At 60.3% G+C, this 17,166-nt stretch carries 17 protein-coding genes; 6 read left to right on the plus strand and 11 right to left on the minus strand.

Features of this window, described 5'->3' with window-relative positions; all coding sequences use genetic code 11:
- Positions 1–23 precede the first annotated feature (23 nt).
- The 4 genes from mmsB (at position 24) to ABDK06_RS12980 (ending at position 3,417) form a co-directional block, all read left to right on the plus strand.
- Positions 24–1,292, plus strand: coding sequence for a multiple monosaccharide ABC transporter permease (gene mmsB / locus ABDK06_RS12965; RefSeq protein ID WP_394941673.1), 1,269 nt, complete (start codon positions 24–26; stop codon positions 1,290–1,292).
- Positions 1,293–1,322: 30 nt separating this feature from the next.
- Complete coding sequence (locus ABDK06_RS12970; RefSeq protein ID WP_394941675.1) at positions 1,323–2,414, plus strand: substrate-binding domain-containing protein; 1,092 nt, start codon at positions 1,323–1,325, stop codon at positions 2,412–2,414.
- Between the two features lie 159 nt (positions 2,415–2,573).
- Positions 2,574–2,960, plus strand: a complete 387-nt coding sequence (locus ABDK06_RS12975; RefSeq protein WP_394941677.1) for a hypothetical protein — start codon at positions 2,574–2,576, stop codon at positions 2,958–2,960.
- A gap of 79 nt (positions 2,961–3,039) precedes the next feature.
- Positions 3,040–3,417, plus strand: coding sequence for a hypothetical protein (locus ABDK06_RS12980; protein ID WP_394941679.1), 378 nt, complete (start codon positions 3,040–3,042; stop codon positions 3,415–3,417).
- Positions 3,418–3,424: 7 nt separating this feature from the next.
- Here the strand turns inward: ABDK06_RS12980 and ABDK06_RS12985 are convergent, their stop codons facing one another.
- Positions 3,425–4,615, minus strand: coding sequence for an AI-2E family transporter (locus ABDK06_RS12985; RefSeq protein WP_394941681.1), 1,191 nt, complete (start codon positions 4,613–4,615; stop codon positions 3,425–3,427).
- A gap of 87 nt (positions 4,616–4,702) precedes the next feature.
- Here ABDK06_RS12985 and ABDK06_RS12990 point away from each other — a divergent pair, with 87 nt between their 5' ends.
- A complete protein-coding gene (locus ABDK06_RS12990; protein WP_394941683.1) occupies positions 4,703–5,803 on the plus strand; it encodes a Gfo/Idh/MocA family protein in 1,101 nt (366 codons plus the stop codon).
- 51 nt (positions 5,804–5,854) lie between these two features.
- Here the strand turns inward: ABDK06_RS12990 and ABDK06_RS12995 are convergent, their stop codons facing one another.
- From ABDK06_RS12995 to ABDK06_RS13030, 8 genes are all read right to left on the minus strand, one after another.
- On the minus strand, positions 5,855–6,109 hold the full coding sequence (locus ABDK06_RS12995) for a hypothetical protein (protein WP_394941685.1): 255 nt from the start codon (positions 6,107–6,109) through the stop codon (positions 5,855–5,857).
- 46 nt (positions 6,110–6,155) lie between these two features.
- Positions 6,156–6,869, minus strand: coding sequence for an ABC transporter ATP-binding protein (locus ABDK06_RS13000; protein WP_463401508.1), 714 nt, complete (start codon positions 6,867–6,869; stop codon positions 6,156–6,158).
- Positions 6,856–7,734, minus strand: coding sequence for an ABC transporter ATP-binding protein (locus tag ABDK06_RS13005; protein WP_394941687.1), 879 nt, complete (start codon positions 7,732–7,734; stop codon positions 6,856–6,858). Before ABDK06_RS13005 ends, ABDK06_RS13000 begins: the two co-directional genes overlap by 14 nt.
- On the minus strand, positions 7,731–8,852 hold the full coding sequence (locus tag ABDK06_RS13010) for a branched-chain amino acid ABC transporter permease (protein WP_394941689.1): 1,122 nt from the start codon (positions 8,850–8,852) through the stop codon (positions 7,731–7,733). Before ABDK06_RS13010 ends, ABDK06_RS13005 begins: the two co-directional genes overlap by 4 nt.
- Positions 8,849–9,868 (minus strand): branched-chain amino acid ABC transporter permease, encoded by a 1,020-nt coding sequence (locus tag ABDK06_RS13015; RefSeq protein WP_394941691.1) that lies wholly within the window; start codon positions 9,866–9,868, stop codon positions 8,849–8,851. The genes ABDK06_RS13010 and ABDK06_RS13015 overlap by 4 nt, the downstream gene beginning before the upstream one ends.
- Positions 9,869–9,955: 87 nt before the next feature.
- Positions 9,956–11,188 carry a branched-chain amino acid ABC transporter substrate-binding protein gene (locus ABDK06_RS13020; RefSeq protein ID WP_394941693.1) on the minus strand — a complete coding sequence of 411 codons (1,233 nt, stop codon included), beginning with the start codon at positions 11,186–11,188 and terminating at the stop codon, positions 9,956–9,958.
- A 279-nt stretch (positions 11,189–11,467) separates the two neighbouring features.
- Entirely contained in the window at positions 11,468–12,697 is a 1,230-nt protein-coding gene (locus ABDK06_RS13025; protein WP_394941695.1) for an NADP-dependent isocitrate dehydrogenase, read from the minus strand.
- A 168-nt stretch (positions 12,698–12,865) separates the two neighbouring features.
- Complete coding sequence (locus ABDK06_RS13030) at positions 12,866–13,888, minus strand: aldo/keto reductase (protein WP_394941697.1); 1,023 nt, start codon at positions 13,886–13,888, stop codon at positions 12,866–12,868.
- A 119-nt stretch (positions 13,889–14,007) separates the two neighbouring features.
- On the opposite strand from ABDK06_RS13030, the gene ABDK06_RS13035 reads away from it, so the two are divergent.
- Positions 14,008–14,646 carry a TetR/AcrR family transcriptional regulator gene (locus tag ABDK06_RS13035; RefSeq protein ID WP_394941699.1) on the plus strand — a complete coding sequence of 213 codons (639 nt, stop codon included), beginning with the start codon at positions 14,008–14,010 and terminating at the stop codon, positions 14,644–14,646.
- Between the two features lie 137 nt (positions 14,647–14,783).
- Here ABDK06_RS13035 and ABDK06_RS13040 read toward each other — a convergent pair whose 3' ends face one another.
- Positions 14,784–15,368 carry a DMT family transporter gene (locus ABDK06_RS13040; RefSeq protein ID WP_394941701.1) on the minus strand — a complete coding sequence of 195 codons (585 nt, stop codon included), beginning with the start codon at positions 15,366–15,368 and terminating at the stop codon, positions 14,784–14,786.
- Positions 15,369–15,491: 123 nt separating this feature from the next.
- Positions 15,492–17,114, minus strand: a complete 1,623-nt coding sequence (purH, locus tag ABDK06_RS13045) for a bifunctional phosphoribosylaminoimidazolecarboxamide formyltransferase/IMP cyclohydrolase (RefSeq protein WP_394941703.1) — start codon at positions 17,112–17,114, stop codon at positions 15,492–15,494.
- Between the last annotated feature and the right edge of the window lie 52 nt (positions 17,115–17,166).

A 17,166-nucleotide genomic window follows, 5' to 3' on the forward strand; every position in this document is an offset into this window, starting at 1 on the left:
CAGTCAACAAGGAATTTTCAACGATGAATCACGTGAAGCAAATCTTCGGCGGCAATCTCCGCCAATTCGGCATGATTGGTGCGCTCGTCGTGCTGCTGCTGGGTTTTCAAATCGCCACTGGCGGTAAGGTCCTCACCTCCTTCAATGTGCAGAACCTGATCAATGGCAACTCCTATGTGCTGATCCTGGCCATCGGCATGGTGCTGGTGATCATCGCCGGGCATATCGACCTCTCGGTCGGTTCGGTGGCGGCTTTTGTCGGCATTACGGTGGCCCTGAGTATTCAGGACTGGGGATTCCCCTGGTGGGCCGGTGTGATCTTCGGCCTGCTGCTGGGCGCCGCGATCGGAGCCTGGCAAGGCTTCTGGGTCGCCGTCGTCGGAATTCCAGCCTTTATCGTGACCCTCGCGGGCATGTTGCTATTCCGCGGCCTGAACCAGCTCATCGGGCATTCCAACTCTGTTCCGGTTCCCAGCGAGATCCAGTACCTGGGCGGCGGATTCCTGCCCGAGATCGGTCCTGACTCAGGGTTCAATAATCTCACCCTTCTGCTCGGCATCGTCGGCTTAGCCGCACTCGTCTTCGGTGAGCTGTACTCCCGCTCTCAGTCGGTCAAGATCGGCATGGATGTTCCACCGGCCTGGGTGATGTGGGTCCGGATCGGGCTGGTCGGCATCGTGATCGTCCTGGTCACGCTGATCTTCGCCAGCGGACGCGCAGGCACCTCCTTCCCGATTGCCGGCATCATCCTGGGTGTGCTGGTGCTGGTCTACGCCTTCATCTCTTCCAGGACCATCGTGGGACGTCACGTCTATGCGGTCGGCGGCAATAAGAACGCGGCCGAGCTCTCCGGCGTGAAGAGCAAGAAGGTCAACTTCCTGGTGATGATGAATATGTCGATCCTGGCTGCCGTCGCCGCCATTGTCTTCATCGGCCGTTCTGCTGCCTCCGGTCCTTTCGATGGCACCGGCTGGGAACTCGATGCGATTGCCGCCGTCTTCATCGGTGGTGCTGCGGTCAGCGGCGGCGTCGGCACCGTGGTTGGCTCAATGATCGGTGGCCTGGTGATGGCCGTGCTGAACAATGGTTTGCAGTTGCTCAGCGTCGGTGCGGATATGACCCAGATCATCAAGGGCCTGGTGCTGCTGCTCGCGGTGGCCATCGATGTTTACAACAAGTCTCAGGGCCGAGCCTCCGTCATCGGACTGATGATGAAGAACTTCAAGCGCAATGAAAAAGCGGGACTGCAGTCGGCCACCGATAATGTCCCCCTCGAAACCTCCACAAAATAATTTCCACTTAATAAGAAGAAAGCGATAACCATGGTGAAATTCACTAAGACGCTGACGTCGGTTGCGGCCATCGCGGCAATTTCGGCGCTCGCCCTGACCGGTTGCGGTCGAGGCGACTCAAGCAGCAACGGAAGCTCCAGCGCTGCCGGCTTCGACAAGAACGCTACGATCGGCGTTGCCTTGCCGCAGAAGACCTCGGAGAACTGGGTGCTCGCTGAGGGCCTGTTCAACGACGGCCTGAAGAACGCTGGTTTTAAGCCCGAGGTGCAGTTCGCCAATGGTGGTGTGACCGAGCAGCAGAACCAGATCAGCTCAATGATCACCAATGGTGCGAAGGTCATCATCGTCGGTGCGATCGATGGCTCGCAGCTGAGCACGCAGGTCAAGCAGGCCAAGGATGCCGGCGCGACCATCATCGCTTATGACCGGATCCTGAAGAACACCGATGCCATCGACTACTACGTGGCCTACGACAACTTCAAGGTCGGCGAGTTGCAGGGCCAGGCACTACTGGACGGCATGAAGGCCAAGAAGGCCAGCGGTCCCTACAATATCGAGGTCTTCGCGGGTTCAAGCGATGATGCCAACTCCAAGCCGTTCTTCGATGGCGCCATGAGCGTGCTGAAGCCGAAGATCGACGACGGCACGGTCAAGATCGTCTCCGGTCAGAACACCCAGAACCAGGCTGCTACCGCTGGCTGGAAGGCCGAGAACGCCCAGAAGCGGATGGACACCCTGCTCTCCGGTTACTACAGCAGCGCCTCCCTGGATGGCGTGCTCTCCCCGAACGACACGCTGGCTCGCGCCATCATCAACTCGGTGAAGCAGGCTGGCAAGCCGATTCCGGTTGTCACCGGTCAGGACTCCGAGGTCGAATCGGTCAAGTCGATCATGGCTGGCGAGCAGTACTCCACGATCAACAAGGACACCAGTAACCTGGTGAACGCTGCGATCGATATGGCGAAGGATCTGCAGGCTGGCAAGACTCCGGCCACCACCTCGGAGCAGGATAACGGCACCAAGAAGGTGCCCACCAAGTTCCTGGAGCCGGTGATTGTCACCAAGGCCAATGCTGCAGAGGCCTACAAGAACAACCCCACGCTGGAAGCACTGACTAAGTAATTCACAGCTCATCTGACTGAGGCGGTTCTCGAGTGAGAGCCGCCTCAGTTATTTAATCTTCGAGCTCTATACAGATTGGCTGAGCAGATTTAGGATTTGATTGCCATAGAAGGCCCGTGGGGGACGCCCTCTGTCACTCAAATCCAAGGAGTATGACGAATGCTTTCCACGAAATTCCTTTTAGCTGTGCCATTTCTCGCCGTCGCTGGCAGCACATTATTAGCCACCCCCGCCCAGGCAGATATCACGCCGACTCCCCCCTTCAACTACGAGTGCACCGACGCACTCGGTATAGTGCACGATTGGAACGGAATAGATCCTTATAGCTGTGTTGGCTGGCTGGATGTTTTCGACGCCAATGGAAACGTGATGGTGCACGTCAAAGATGGTGCGAACGCGACCAGCACGGTGAGTTGTGTAGAAAACCCCGAGAATCCTGAGCTTCTTGATATCACCACGGAACAGGACGGTTTGATCGGCCAAGGTATAAACACCTTCATTTGGTATCACTCATGGATTGCTGGGAACAACTGTTCGGCAGCCTAAGAATTCCTGAAAATACCGTTTCAGTTTTATCCACAAAGTGACTCATTAGTCTTTATTACACCCTGAAGTCAGGAGCATCATGTCCTTCACTAAGAGCTTTTTCGCGGCATCGCTAATAGCGGTGGCAGGCAGCGCATTATTGGCAGCCCCCGCCCAGGCAGCGACCCCGCTGCCCCCCTACACCTTTGTCTGTACTGATTCGGCAGGGGTCGCCCAGGACTGGAACGGACTCGACCCCTATAGCTGCGTTGGCTGGCTTGATGTCTATGACGCCAATGGACAGCATGTGGTGCACGTCAAAGATGGCGCTAAGTCCGATGAGCCCGTTGATTGCACACTGGGTCATTCCGACGAGATCATTTCGATCTATACCCCCACCGAAACGATCGGCTACGGTCTAGCCGCTTATATCTGGGACGATTCCTGGATCGTTGGGACTAACTGCCTGGCAACCTGAGCTTGGTTTAGCTCTCTCCGGCGGCTTTCCGCTCGCCGGAGGCTGATTCATCTGAGGCTGATCCGCCCCCGGGCGGGTCAGCCTGCTCTCTTGGCTGCACCGCTGGGTCCTGCTCCCACCCCCGAGCGGCGATGTATCGCACTGCGGAATTCGTGACGGCGAGCACCGGAACCGCGAACAGCGCACCCGGAATGCCCGCCAGGAATGAACCTGCAGCCACCGCGAGAATGACCGCTACCGGGTGCAGGGATACCGCTTTGCCCATGATCAGAGGCTGCAAAACATGACTTTCCAGTTGCTGCACCGCGAGCACGATGATCAACATGATGAGCGCATTGACCGGGCCGTTCGCCACCAGAGCGAGCAGCACCGCGATAGCGCCGGTGACTAAGGCACCGATAATGGGGATGAAGGAGCCCAGGAAGACCAGGACGCCCAAGGGCAGGGCCAGCGGTACTTGCAGGATGGCGGCGCCGACGCCGATGCCGACGGCGTCCACAAAAGCCACGAAGACCTGCACTCGAACGTAGCTGACCAAGGAGGTCCAGCCCTTGCGTCCGGCTCCGTTAGTCGCCGGGCGCGCGATCCGGGGCATCAGACCAACCAAGAAGAGCCAGATCCGCTCCCCTTCCAGCAGGAAGAAGATCAGGATGAACAGCGACAGAATGAGCCCTGTGCCGAAATGGCCGGCCGTGCTGCCGAAGGAGAGAGCACCGCTCAGGATGCTGTCGCTATTGCCCTCCAAGGCCTTTGCGCCCTGTTGAAGATAGCCATCGATCTGATGAGCGGAGAGGTGCAGCGGCCCATCGGAGAGCCACTTCTGAACTCGCTGCACGCCTTCCAGGGCTTGGCTCCAGAGATCGTGGAAGCCGAGCGCCAGCTGCCTGCCAACCAAGGCGAGGGCGCCGAGGACCACCACGATCATCCCGACTTCGGTGATTGCCACGGCCAGGCCCTTGGGTACTCTTCGCTTCACTAGCCAGCGCACCACCGGCATCAACAGGCCGGCGAGCAGCGCGGCCACCATCACCGGGATGATCAAGAAGCTGACGAATCGCAAAAGCCAGATGATAGCCCCAGCAACCAGCAGAATGACACCGAGTCGCCAGGCCCACTCGGAACCGATCTTCAAAGCGAAAGGAATCGCCTGCGGGGCCGGCTGATTTCTGCGAGTCTGGGGGGTTTCGTGGTCTGCCATGCCTCAATCCTTGCCTACTCCACCGTGAAAACGAAGTAGCGTGCCCCGGCAGTTCATCTGACAGTCCACTAGTGCAAGAATGAGGATATGGCAGCAGAATCCCTCCCCAGCTATCTCGTTCGTCCTGACTGGTACGGCGACGGCGCCCCTGATCCGCTGGCCGCCACCGGGCAGGGCTTGCGCTGGGGAGTGGTGTCCACCGGCGCAATCGCCACCAAGGTGACGAGTGATCTTGATCTTTTAGAAGATTCCTTGGTGCACGCCGTTTCCTCCAGGACCGAGGCGAGTGCAGCTGAATTTGCCCGAAAATTCGGCATTCCCAACCATTATTTCGATCAGGACGGCGTCACCGGCTACCAGCGGATGTTCGACGATCCGCTGGTGGACGTGGTCTATATCGGCACTCCGCACGCCCAGCACTTCGAAATTGCCAAGGCAGCTCTGGAGTCCGGCAAGCACGTGCTCTGCGAGAAGTCGCTCACCATCAACGCCAGGGAAGCCGAGGAGCTGATCGAGCTGGCCCGCTCGAGCGGGCTGTTCCTGATGGAGGCGATGTGGGCGCGCTTCACTCCCGGCGTGCAGCGCGGTGCGCAGCTTGTGGTCAGCGGAGTGCTGGGAGAGATCCGCTGGGTACGCGCTGATCTGGGCTTCCCGGCACCACAGGACCCGCACTTGCGCATCTGGGCGCCAGAAGCGGGCGGTGGAGCGTTATTGGATCTTACTGTCTACCCGCTGCTCTGGGCCTGGGTGGCGCTGGGCACTCCCGAATCCGTGCAGGCTGCCGGAACCCTGACAGATTTCGGGGTGGACGCACAGAATGCGATCACCCTGGACTATCGGCGTGGAGCACAAGCCCAGTTGCTGAGTTCTTTAGTGGCTCAAGGGCCTCGGCAAGCCGATATCGCCGGGGCTGAAGGCACCATGAGCACCGTGGGGTCGATCAACAACCCAGCTGGTCTGGCGATTCGCTATGGCTGGAACGGCAGCGGCTGGGACCAGGATCGGGTGGAGAACTTCAGCCCGGTGGGCAGCGGTTACACCTATCAATTCCGTGAAGTGACCCGCTGCATTCAGCAGGGCCTGCAAGAGAGCCCTACGATGCCCTGGCAGGATTCCCTCGACGTCATGAGGCTTTTCGACGGCGTCCGGGCGCAGCTAGGGGTCAGTTATCCCAATGACCGGCGGTAGAGAGCGAGAGCATCTCTCGGGAAAACTACCACCGGTCATTCAGAGAGCTCTTTAGGTCTGGCGGTACAGCACGTACCACTTGTAGATATCGCTCCAGGTACACGGCTGAACGATCACGGCGTCGTACTTCTTCAGCTCGTAAAGGCGTGAATTGCACTCCGGCACCGTCGGGTAATAGCTCATTTCGATCTCGCCCAGCACATTGGGTGACGCTGGGACGGCCTGAGCAGGAGTGGCCAAGCCGAGTGAACCGATGCCGATTCCCAGGGCAAGCGCTGCCGAGGCTATTGCTTTTTGATTTCTCATTTCCCTCAACTCAATCAGTAGGACCTGTGGGCGTTGCCCCACAGGCTTAGGCTACGCCCAAATAGGCTTCTTTAATCGCCGGATTCGCCAGCAGTTCCTTTCCGGTACCGCTGTGCGTGATCTCTCCGGTTTCCAGCACGAACGCCCGGTGGGCCCTAGCCAGGGCCTGATTGGCGTTCTGCTCAACCAGCAGGATTGTGGTGCCCTGCTTGTTGATCTCGGTGATGATGGTGAAGATCTGCCGGATGAACTGCGGAGCCAAGCCCATGGAGGGCTCGTCGAGCAGCAGCAGCTTCGGATTCGACATCAGCGCCCGGCCGATCGCCAGCATCTGCTGCTCGCCACCGGACATGGTGCCGCCGAACTGCTTCTGGCGTTCCTTGAGCCGCGGAAAGAGGTCGAAGACGCGCTCCAGATCCTGCGCCAGACCGCTTTTGTCCGACCGCCCAAAAGCTCCCATGTCCAGGTTCTCCATCACGGTCATCCCCGGGAAGATTCCCCGCCCTTCGGGAGCCTGAGAGATCCCTCGCACCACCCGGATATGGGGTTTGACCTTGGTGATCTCCTGCCCTTCGAAGGTGATGGACCCAGCACTCGGGCTGAGCAATCCCGAGATAGTCTTCATCGTGGTGGTCTTGCCCGCACCATTAGCCCCGATGAGTGAGACGATCTCGCCTTCTTCGACGCCGAAGGACATACCCCTGATGGCCTGAATCCGGCCATAGTGCACATCGACGTTCTTCAACTCAAGCAATGTCATCTTCGGGAACCCCCAGATAGGCCGCAATAACTTTGGGATCTTCGCGAATCTCATGAGGCAGGCCGTCGGCGATCTTCTTGCCGAATTCCAGCACCACGATTCGATCGGTGACCCCCATCACGAGTTTCATATCGTGCTCGATCAAGAGCACCGTATACCCGTCATCGCGAATCGTGCGGATGAGCTCCATCAGCTCTTCCTTTTCCGCCGGATTGAAGCCGGCGGCCGGTTCATCGAGGCAGAGCACCTTCGGATCGGTGGCCAGCGCTCGGGCGATTTCCAACCGACGCTGGTAGCCGTAGGGAAGGTTCTTCGCCAGGGTCTCCCCGTGATCTGCGATGCCGACGAACTCCAGCAGCGCGATCCCACGCTCGATGGCGCTCTTCTCTTCGCGGACGTGCCTGGGCAATCGGAGCAAAGCGCCGAGCACACTGGTGCGATGCCTCGCGTCCAGCCCCACGACCACGTTTTCGAGAGCGGTCATCTCACGGAACAAGCGAATGTTCTGGAAGGTCCTGGACAACCCGATCTGGGTGATCTTGTGCCGCTGCATTCCGCCGATCGACTGCCCTTCAAGCAGCACTTTGCCACTCGTGGGTTTGTAGACACCGGTCATCGCATTGAAGCACGTGGTCTTGCCCGCACCGTTCGGCCCGATCAAACCGAGGATCTCGCCCCGCTTGATATTGAAGGACACATCGTCAAGCGCAGTCAGACCGCCGAACTTCACCGTGAGGTTCTTCACCTCGATCAGGTTGTCCCCCACCTGAACCTTGTAGTCCCGGTTGGGAGCGGCTTTCTGAGCCACTTGGAGATCAATGCCCTGAGCTGCCAGTGCGGCTTCATCCACTGAATCCGTGCTCATGCTTTTGCCTCCTTGCCCTCAGCGATCGACCCGCTCAGTCCGCCAGAACCCGGTTCGTCGTTCTTGAGCTTTCTCAAGCGCAGATAGGCACTCCGCCCATAGGCCAGCAGTCGCTGACGAGCCGCCAGCAGGCCCTGAGAGCGGAAAATCATTAGCAGCACGAGGGCCAGCCCGAAGATCAGATACTTATAGTCAGCGATCGCGGTGAAGCGCAGCGGGATATAGGCCACGAGGGCACCACCGATCAGTGCACCCACCTTATTGCCGGCGCCGCCGAGCACCACTGCGGCCAGGAACAGCACCGACGTCGGCACGTCGAACTTCTGATTGTTCACGAAGCCGATCTGCCCGCCGAAGAGCGCCCCGGCGATGCCTCCCACTCCGGCCCCGAGTGCGAAGGCCCAGACCTTGTACTTAAAGACCGGTACACCCATGATCTCGGCGGCGTCCTCGTCCTCGCGAATCGCCACCCAAGAGCGGCCGACTCGGCTGCGTTCCAGATTACCGACCAGCAGCAGCACGATAATGATGACCACCAGGGTCAGCCAATACCAGGGAAGGCCGTTCGAATTCGCGAAGAGCGGGGTCCCGTCGGCTGCCACACCCGGAGGCCGCCCGACGTCCTGGAAGCCGACCTGACCGCGCATCGCGGGAATGATGGTGGCCAGGATCCTGATGATCTCACCGAAGCCCAGGGTCACGATGGCCAGGTAGTCGCCGCGCAGTCGTAGCGTCGGCACACCGAGGATCACTCCGAAGAACATGGTGACCGCCATGGCGACCGGGACCGTCCAGAGGAACGGGATCTTCAGGAACGGCGAGTCCGGGCTGGTCAGCATGGCTGCCACATAGGAGCCGACGGCGAAGAAGGCCACATAGCCCAGGTCGAGCAGCCCCGCGTAGCCGACCACGATGTTCAGCCCCACTGCGACCAGGGCGTAGACCGCCATCTGCGCGCAGGTGATGGAGAAGTTGGTGCCTGGTTCCGTGGTGATGAACGGCGGGTTGACCACCGGGAGCAAGAAGGCGAGCACCACCACGATGGCGATGAAGGCCCATTGCTGCGGCCTCGGCAGGGTATTCCATTTGCTCCCGAGATTGCTGAAGAAATTTCTCATGCTTTACTCCTCGCCAGCGATGTACCCAGGATGCCTTCCGGCCGCACCAGAAGCACCAGGACCAGCACCACGAAAGCGACCACGTCGGTCCATTGTGAGTTGCCGAGCAGGATCTGCCCGTAGTTGCCGATCACGCCGAGCAGCAGGCCGCCGAGCAAGGCTCCGCGTACATTGCCGATGCCGCCGAGCACCGCAGCAGCAAAGGCTTTGATACCCAGCACGAAACCGCCGTTGTACTGCACGCCGGAGGGAATCTTCATCACGTAGAACAAGGCGGCGGCACCCGCCAGCACGCCACCGATCACGAAGGTCGTGACGATGATGCGCTCTTTATTGACCCCCATCAGGGTCGCGGTGTCCGGGTCCTGTGCGACCGCCCGGATCCCGCGGCCGGTGCGCGATCTGCGGATGAACTGGTCGACCACGATCATCATGATCACCGCGGCGATCACGATGACGAGTTGCTGCGAATCGATGATGGTGCCGAAGACGTCGAACACCGGCGTCGGCTTGAACATGATGACAGCAGGCTCGGGATTCGGCCCCCGCCAGATAAAGAACAGATACTGGATGACGAAGGAAGCACCGATCGCGGTGATCAGGAAGACCAGTCGCGGTGCGTTCTTTTTCCGGAGCGGTCGATAGGCCAGTCTCTCCAGCAGGAAAGCCGTCAAGGCGGATGCGGCCATACCGACCAGCATGGCGAGCAGCAGGTTGAGGATGATCGACCAGATGTCGAGGTTCGGAGCCGAGGGTCCGAAGCCGAGCCCGGCGAGGGTGAAGACCACCCCGTAACAACCGACGATGAAGACCTCAGAGTGGGCAAAGTTAATCAGGTTCAGCACACCGTAGACCAGGGTGTATCCAAGGGCTACGAGTGCGTAAATAGCGCCGAAGGTGAGGCCGTCAAAGGTGGCACTCCAGAAGTTCTGCGCGAATGAATTGACGTCGAAGGTGATCCATTCACCGTCGGCTGGCACCAGTTGTGGCACAGCATGAATAAGGGTAGCGAGCATATTTTGTCCTGGCTCTCAGGGGAAGACTGATCAAAAATATGCTGTGGGGTCCGGCTGCGGACCCCACAGCATATCTGCACGGGGTATTTACTTATCGATCGGGCCGATCGGCACGATCTTCCCGTTCTCTACCTTGTAGCCATAGACAGTGGGGGCCTGCAGCTCGCCCTTGTCGTCCCACTTGTAGTGCTTGCTCAAGCCGTCCTTATCGTAGCTCTTCACCCAAGCCAGCAGATCAGCGCGGTTCTGCTTACCGGCGTCGATACCGGCCAGCAGCACGGTGGCGGCATCGTAGCCTTCGATCGAGTAGGTGCCCGGCTCAGCGTTGGTGAGCTTCTTGTATTCGCTCTGGAAGCTCGGGATCAGCTCGCCCGGGATGCAGGGGCAGGTGAAGTAGGCATTCGAGGAAGCATCCCCGGCGCCCTTGATGAACTGATCGTCCTTGACCCCATCGGGGCCGACGAACGTTCCGGTGTAGCCCTTGCCCACCAGCTGCTGATCGAAAGGAGCGCCTTCGGCGTAGTAACCGGCGTAGAACACCGCATCAGCCTTGGCATTGATGATCTTCGAGATCACCGCTGAGAAGTCCTTCTGACCCGTGGTCACCTTGTCCGAGCCCGCCAGCACATCGCTGCTGAGCGCCGCGGTGGTGGAGGTGCCCAGGCCAATGCCGTAATCGGAGTCGTCCTGCACCACGTAGACCTTCTTGGCACCGAGCTTGCCGGTCAGGAAGTTGGCTGCGGCCGGCCCCTGCACGGAGTCGTTACCCAGACCGCGGAAGAAGGTCTTCCAGCCGTTCTGGGTCAGCGCCGGGTTGGTCGCGGACGGGGTGATGTGCACCAGGCCCTTTTCGTCGAAGATGGTTCCGGTGGCCTTCGATTCCCCCGAGAAGGCCAGACCGACGGCACCGATGATGCTGGCGTCGGAGACCATCTGGGTCACCGGGCCGGTGGCCTTGTTGGGATCGCCTTCGGTATCGAACTTCTTGAACTGCACCTGGCAACCGGGGTTGGCTTCGTTGTGCTGATTGATCGCCAGCTGCACCCCGTTGTAGATGTTGATGCCCAGCTGTGCGTTACCGCCGGTCTCGGCTCCCCCGAAAGCCAACGTCGTCGTTGACGGGCAGCTGGCCTTGCCATCGCCCTTCGGCAGTACCGCGTCCTTCGGGACATCCACGGAGGTGACGGCGGGGATGTTCACGCCGTTGCCGCTCGATGCGGAGTTGCTTCCCCCGGTGCTGGCCTGATTGGCGCAGGAGGTGATGAGCAAACCGGCGGTGGCTGCAATGGCCAGGCCAGCAAGCATTTTCTTGCGATACATAGATATCCCTTCCAACAGTGGTCAGCACAGGGCGTGCGAGTGTGCCCTGCATCAGACCGAATATGTTTTCTGACATTACAGCCAATTTCGTGGTTTTGGACACACTTTGTGGCAAAGATCAGATAACAAGTATGGGTCCATTGTGTTACACAATGTGAGTCGAATCACAGTATAGTCCGGTATTCCGCTCAGCAAAAACACAGAAACTGTTAAGGCCTTACATCAAAGTTAAATAAAAGAGCGCCCCTTCCGCAGAAGGGGCGCTCTTTTATTGAGGTCTTAGCCAGCCAAGCGCGCTGAGAGGTTTTCATCCAGTGCGGCCAGGAAATCCTCGGTGGTCAGGAAGGCCTGATCCGAGCTGACCAGAAGAGCGAGATCCTTGGTCATCTTGCCGGATTCCACGGTCTTGATCACCACGTCCTCCAAGGTTTCCGCGAACTGCACGACCTCGGGGGTGTTATCGATCTTGCCACGGTGCATCAGGCCACGGGTCCAGGCGAAGATCGAGGCGATCGGGTTGGTCGAGGTGGGCTTGCCCTGCTGGTGCTGGCGGTAGTGACGGGTCACCGTGCCGTGTGCCGCCTCAGCCTCGACGGTCTTGCCGTCCGGGGTCATCAGCACTGAGGTCATCAGGCCGAGCGAGCCGAAGCCCTGCGCCACGGTATCGGACTGCACATCGCCGTCGTAGTTCTTACAAGCCCAGACGTAGCCGCCCTCCCACTTCATCGCGGAGGCCACCATGTCGTCGATCAGGCGATGCTCGTAGGTCAGGCCAGCGGCATCGAACTGCTCTTTGAACTCGTTGTCGAAGACCTCCTGGAAGAGATCCTTGAACTGGCCGTCGTAGGCCTTCAGGATGGTGTTCTTGGTCGAAAGATAGACCGGGTAATTGCGCTGCAGACCATAGGCGAAGCTGGCCCGAGCGAAATCCTTGATCGAGTCATTGAAGTTGTACATCCCCATCGCGACGCCGCCCTCTTCAGGGTAGGTGACGACTTCCTGCTTGATCTCTTCGCCGCCGTCGGAGGGGGTGAAGGTCAGCGTCAGAGTGCCGGGGCCGGGGACCTTGAAGTTGGTGGCCCGGTACTGGTCACCGAAGGCGTGACGGCCGATGATGATCGGCTTGTTCCAGCCCGGCACCAGCCGAGGGATATTGGAGATGATGATCGGCTCGCGGAAGACCACGCCGCCGAGGATGTTGCGGATGGTGCCGTTCGGCGAGACCCACATCTTCTTCAGGCCGAATTCCTCGACCCGGGCCTCGTCCGGAGTGATGGTGGCGCACTTGACGCCGACGTGATGCTCTTTGATCGCATTCGCGGCGTCGATGGTCACCTGATCGTCGGTGGCATCACGGTTCTGAATGGAGAGATCGTAGTAGCGCAGGTCGATGTCGAGGTAGGGGTGGATCAGACGATCCTTGATGAACTGCCAGATGATCCGGGTCATCTCGTCGCCGTCGAGCTCAACGACGGGGCCCACTACCTTGATTTTGGATACTTCAGCCACTGCAGATCTCCTTGAAAGGCTTGGTGAATTGTCTTCGAAATTCTGCTTCTAACTATGCCATGTGTGTGGTACTGGGGTTAAATCCGCCCTTACCCCAGCTGGCCTCGACAAAGCCAGCCTTCCACTGAAGCGAATACAGGCTTTGGTGGGCGGCAGAAGACCTCCGGCTCAGGCAGCAGAACGCCCAGCGAGTGTCCGACGTCTCAATTCCGTCCTCTGAATGGCCGGTGGTTGATAGGCCTGATCGAGGGTGCCAATATCGGTTCCTGGCGGCACGATCTCATCGATCCGATCCAGGACCTCATCGGAGAGCACGACGTCGACCCCGGCGAGCAGGTCATCGAGTTGCTCCATGGTCCTGGCCCCGAGCAACGCACTGCTGATCGCTGGGTGAGAGATCGCGAAGGCCATCGCGAGGTGGGTCATCGACAGCCCCGCATCCTGAGCCAGCGGAATCAGCTGTTCAACCGCGTCCAGGCGCCGCTCGTCACTGAACGCTTTGAAGAAGTTCGCCCGGGTGACGTCGTTCTGCTGCCCCCGGCGAACCCGCCCGGTGAGCATCCCCTGGCCCAATGGCCCCCAGGCGAGCACACCCATGCCGTATTGCTGCGCGACCGGGAGCACTTCGCGCTCAATGCTGCGATTCAGAATCGAGTACGGCGGTTGCTCGGTGCGGAACCGCTCCAGGCCTCTGCGCTCCGCCACCCAATGGGCCTCCACCAGGTTCGACGCCGGCGTCGTCGAACTGCCGAAAGCCCGGATCTTGCCGCTGCGGACGAGGTCCGTCAGCACGGACAGCGTTTCTTCGATATCGGTGTCCGGATCGGGGCGCTGAATCTGATAGACGTCGATATGGTCGGTTTGCAGACGGCGCAATGAGTTCTCGACGGCGGTCATGATCCAGCGCCGAGAGGCACCTTGCTGATTGGGATCGCTGCCCATCGGGCGACTGACCTTCGTGGTGAGCACCACATCATCCCGGCGGCCCCTGAGTGCCCGGCCGACGACTTCCTCGGAATCGCCATAGGCGTCCGCGGTATCGATGAGGTTGATCCCGGCATCGAGAGCCTTGTGGATGATTCGGACGGAGTCCTCTGGATCGGGGTTACCGACTTCAGTTGCGAACATCAGCGCACCAAGTGCATAAGGGCTGACTTTAATACCGGTTCGGCCAAGGTTTCGATACTGCATGAAGGTTCTCCCAACGTGAAGGTGCGGGTTCGAGGTTTTCCGATGACGTAGACTTCAAATAAACGGAAACTCTTTCCGAAACTATACGGAAACATTTTCCGTTTATCAAGAGGAGCACCATGGCAGCCGAGAGGATGAAACCGGGCACCCGGGCTGAGGGTCAGGTCATCGAGCCGCCTCGCGCGCAGCGTTCTGACGCGCAACGGAATCTGCACGCTCTGCTGGGAGCCGCAAAAACCATTTTCGCGGAGAGCGGGGTGGCTGCCCCGGCCAAGCAGATCACCGACAGCGCAGGGGTAGGCGTCGGTACGCTCTATCGGCATTTCCCCCGCAGATCCGATCTCATCATCGCTGTTCTGCAACATGAGATCGACGAATGTATCGAGGCCGCAGAAGAGCTCGGGAAGAAGCTCAGCCCCTGGGAGGCGTTATTGGCCTGGGCCGAGCGCTTCACGGATTTCGTTGGCACCAAAAGCGGCCTCGCCGCAGCGCTTCACTCCGGCGACCCTGCTTATGACGATCTCCCCCAACGGCTTCTGGACAGGCTGGAACCGGCCTTGCAGAGCCTGCTCGACCGAGCAGCGAGCGAGCAGGGCGCCCGCGACGACGTGACGGCCCGTGAGGTGCTCACCACTGTCGCTTTGATCTGCCAGCCGGTGCCCGGCGAACCGCCGAGTTTCAATCGGCGGATGGCCCGGGTGTTCATGGAGGGCTTGGCCCGAGGCAAGAGAACCACCGGAGCAGGAGGAGTTGAGTGATCAGCGATGGTCGCTGGGCACGCCAGTGCTGAGAGAGCGCATCCCCGGGGCGGAAAACGCCAGCTGGATGGAACCCGCTCAGGACAGAAAGCGCTGGGGCCCGCCGGATGCTCTCCGGCGGGCCCCAGCGTCAGCGGCTAGGCGGTTGGGTCAGTGGGCTGGCGATAAGGATCGCCACCGGGCTGACCCTGATAGGGCTGGGGTGAGGCTTGCTGCCCGTAAGGAGGCTGAGCTGACTGGCCCGACGGAGCGGATTGGTCCGGGTACGCGGCTGGGCTAGGGTTCTGCCCTTGAGAGGGCTGCTGCCCAGCCTGAGGGTAGTATCCGGTTTGACCCGGCTGGCCATAACCAGCCGGATTCTGCCCCGGATACCCCTGGTTCTGCTGGGGATCGTAGCCAGCCGGGCCATGGTGCTGCACGGTGACGTCACGGTTGCCCTTGATCGAGCCCGAGATATTGGCGATCAGCACCACCACCGGGACGATGAACATATACAGGCTGATGAAAACGTCGCGTGTCGACGGCAACGAGACATAGATGCCGTAGCCGATGAAGAGCACACCGAAAATAATGGCGGTCACCCGCTGCCCTGTCTTGAGCCGCGGCAGAAAAGCAGTAGCGAGCATGAGGATTCCGGCGATGATTAGGCCCCAGGTCATCAGGGTAATCCCGGTGTCATTGATAACAGCCCGAGCGGGCAGCGAAGCGTAGGTGGAGAGCATCGTTGATTTCCCTACATTTGTCTGAAGTGATTACAGGCAAACATTAGCGATAAAAAGTCTCAAACGCTATGGGGAATCGGATCCCGTATCTCACTCACTCGAGCTCGGCGGGCCTCAGCGGAATCAGTGGAAGAAGTGCCGCGCCCCGGTCAGGTACATCGTGACGCCCGCCGCCTGAGCAGCCGCTACGACTTCGTCGTCTCGCTTCGAGCCACCCGGCTGAACAACGGCGCGCACTCCGGCGTCCAGCAGGATCTGCAGACCGTCCGCGAAGGGGAAGAAGGCATCAGAGGCAGCCACCGCACCGCGAGCGCGTTCGATCGGATTGCCGTTCTCGTCCAGAGCCAGCGAATTCGCTCGCTCCACCGCGAGTTTGCAGGAGTCGACGCGGTTGACCTGCCCCATACCGACGCCCACTGCGGCGCCGTCATTGGCCAGCAGGATGGCATTCGACTTCACCGCCCGGATCGCCCGCCAGGCGAAGACTAGATCGGCCAAGGTCTTTTCGTCCGCGGCTTCGCCGGCGACCAGCTGCCAGTTGCTCGGATCGTCGCCTTCGGCTGCGATGGTGTCCCCCAGCTGAAGCAGCACCCCGCCGGAGACCTGCCGATATTCGGCGGGGTCGCGCCGATAGCCCTCGGGAAGCGTGAGCAGACGGATATCCTGACGCAGCTGAAGCCGCTCAAGAGCGTCGGCGTCGAAGGACGGCGCAATGATCACCTCGGTCAGCACGCCCTTAAGATTTGCCGCCAGTCCCGCCGTCACCGGACGGTTCACCGCGATCACGCCACCATAGGCGCTCATCGGGTCGCAGGCGTGCGCCCGAGCATGGGCCTCCGCCACAGGATCCGCCGAGCCGGCCGGAGCCACCGCGATGCCACAGGGGTTGGCGTGCTTGATGATCGCCACCGCAGGCTGGTCAAAATCAAAAGCCGCACGCAGAGCCGCATCGGCGTCGACGAAATTGTTGTAGCTCATCGCTTTGCCGTGCAGCTGATCCGCCTGAGCGATTCCCGGCGTCGCGGCTTTGTCCACGTAGAGTGCTGCCGCTTGGTGCGGATTCTCGCCATAGCGCAGCACCTCTGAGCGTTCCAGGGATAGCCCGGCATAGGGTGGCCAGTTGCTCTCATCGGCACCGTCGCCGAATTGGGCTGCGGTCCAGGAGGCCACAGAGTTGTCATAACTCGCGGTGTGCGCAAAAGCCGCTGCTGCGAGCTGCTGACGTTCGGTGAGCAGGAACCCTCCCTGCTGAGCAGCCCGTACTACCTCGGGGTAGCGAGCCGGGTCCACCACCACGGAGACCGAGGCGTGGTTCTTCGCCGCAGCACGCACCATGGAAGGTCCGCCGATGTCGATCTGCTCGATGACGGCGTCCTGCGCAGCGCCCGAACGAACCGTTTCGACGAAGGGGTAAAGATTGACCACGACCAGATCGAAGGCCTCAATCTGGTGATCCGTCAATTGCTGAACATGATCTTCCAGCCGCCGATCAGCCAGAATACCGGCGTGGATTCGGGGGTGCAGGGTCTTCACCCGGCCGTCGAGCATCTCGGGCGATCCGGTGATCTCCTCCACAGAGATAACGGGAATCCCCGCGCTCTGGATCCTGGCTGCCGTGGAGCCGGTGGAGACAATGCTCACCCCGGCGGCGTGCAGCCCAGTGGCTAACTCCTCCACCCCGGTTTTGTCGTAAACGGAGATCAGTGCTCGACGGATCGGGACGCGGTCAATTTCTACAGGAGTCACGGCTCAAGTTTATGTCACGACTCCGCTGCCACGTTTGCTCCGTTGTCTTCAT

The organism is Psychromicrobium ferritrahens, from assembly GCF_043789415.1.
In the GTDB taxonomy this organism is placed as follows: domain Bacteria; phylum Actinomycetota; class Actinomycetes; order Actinomycetales; family Micrococcaceae; genus Renibacterium.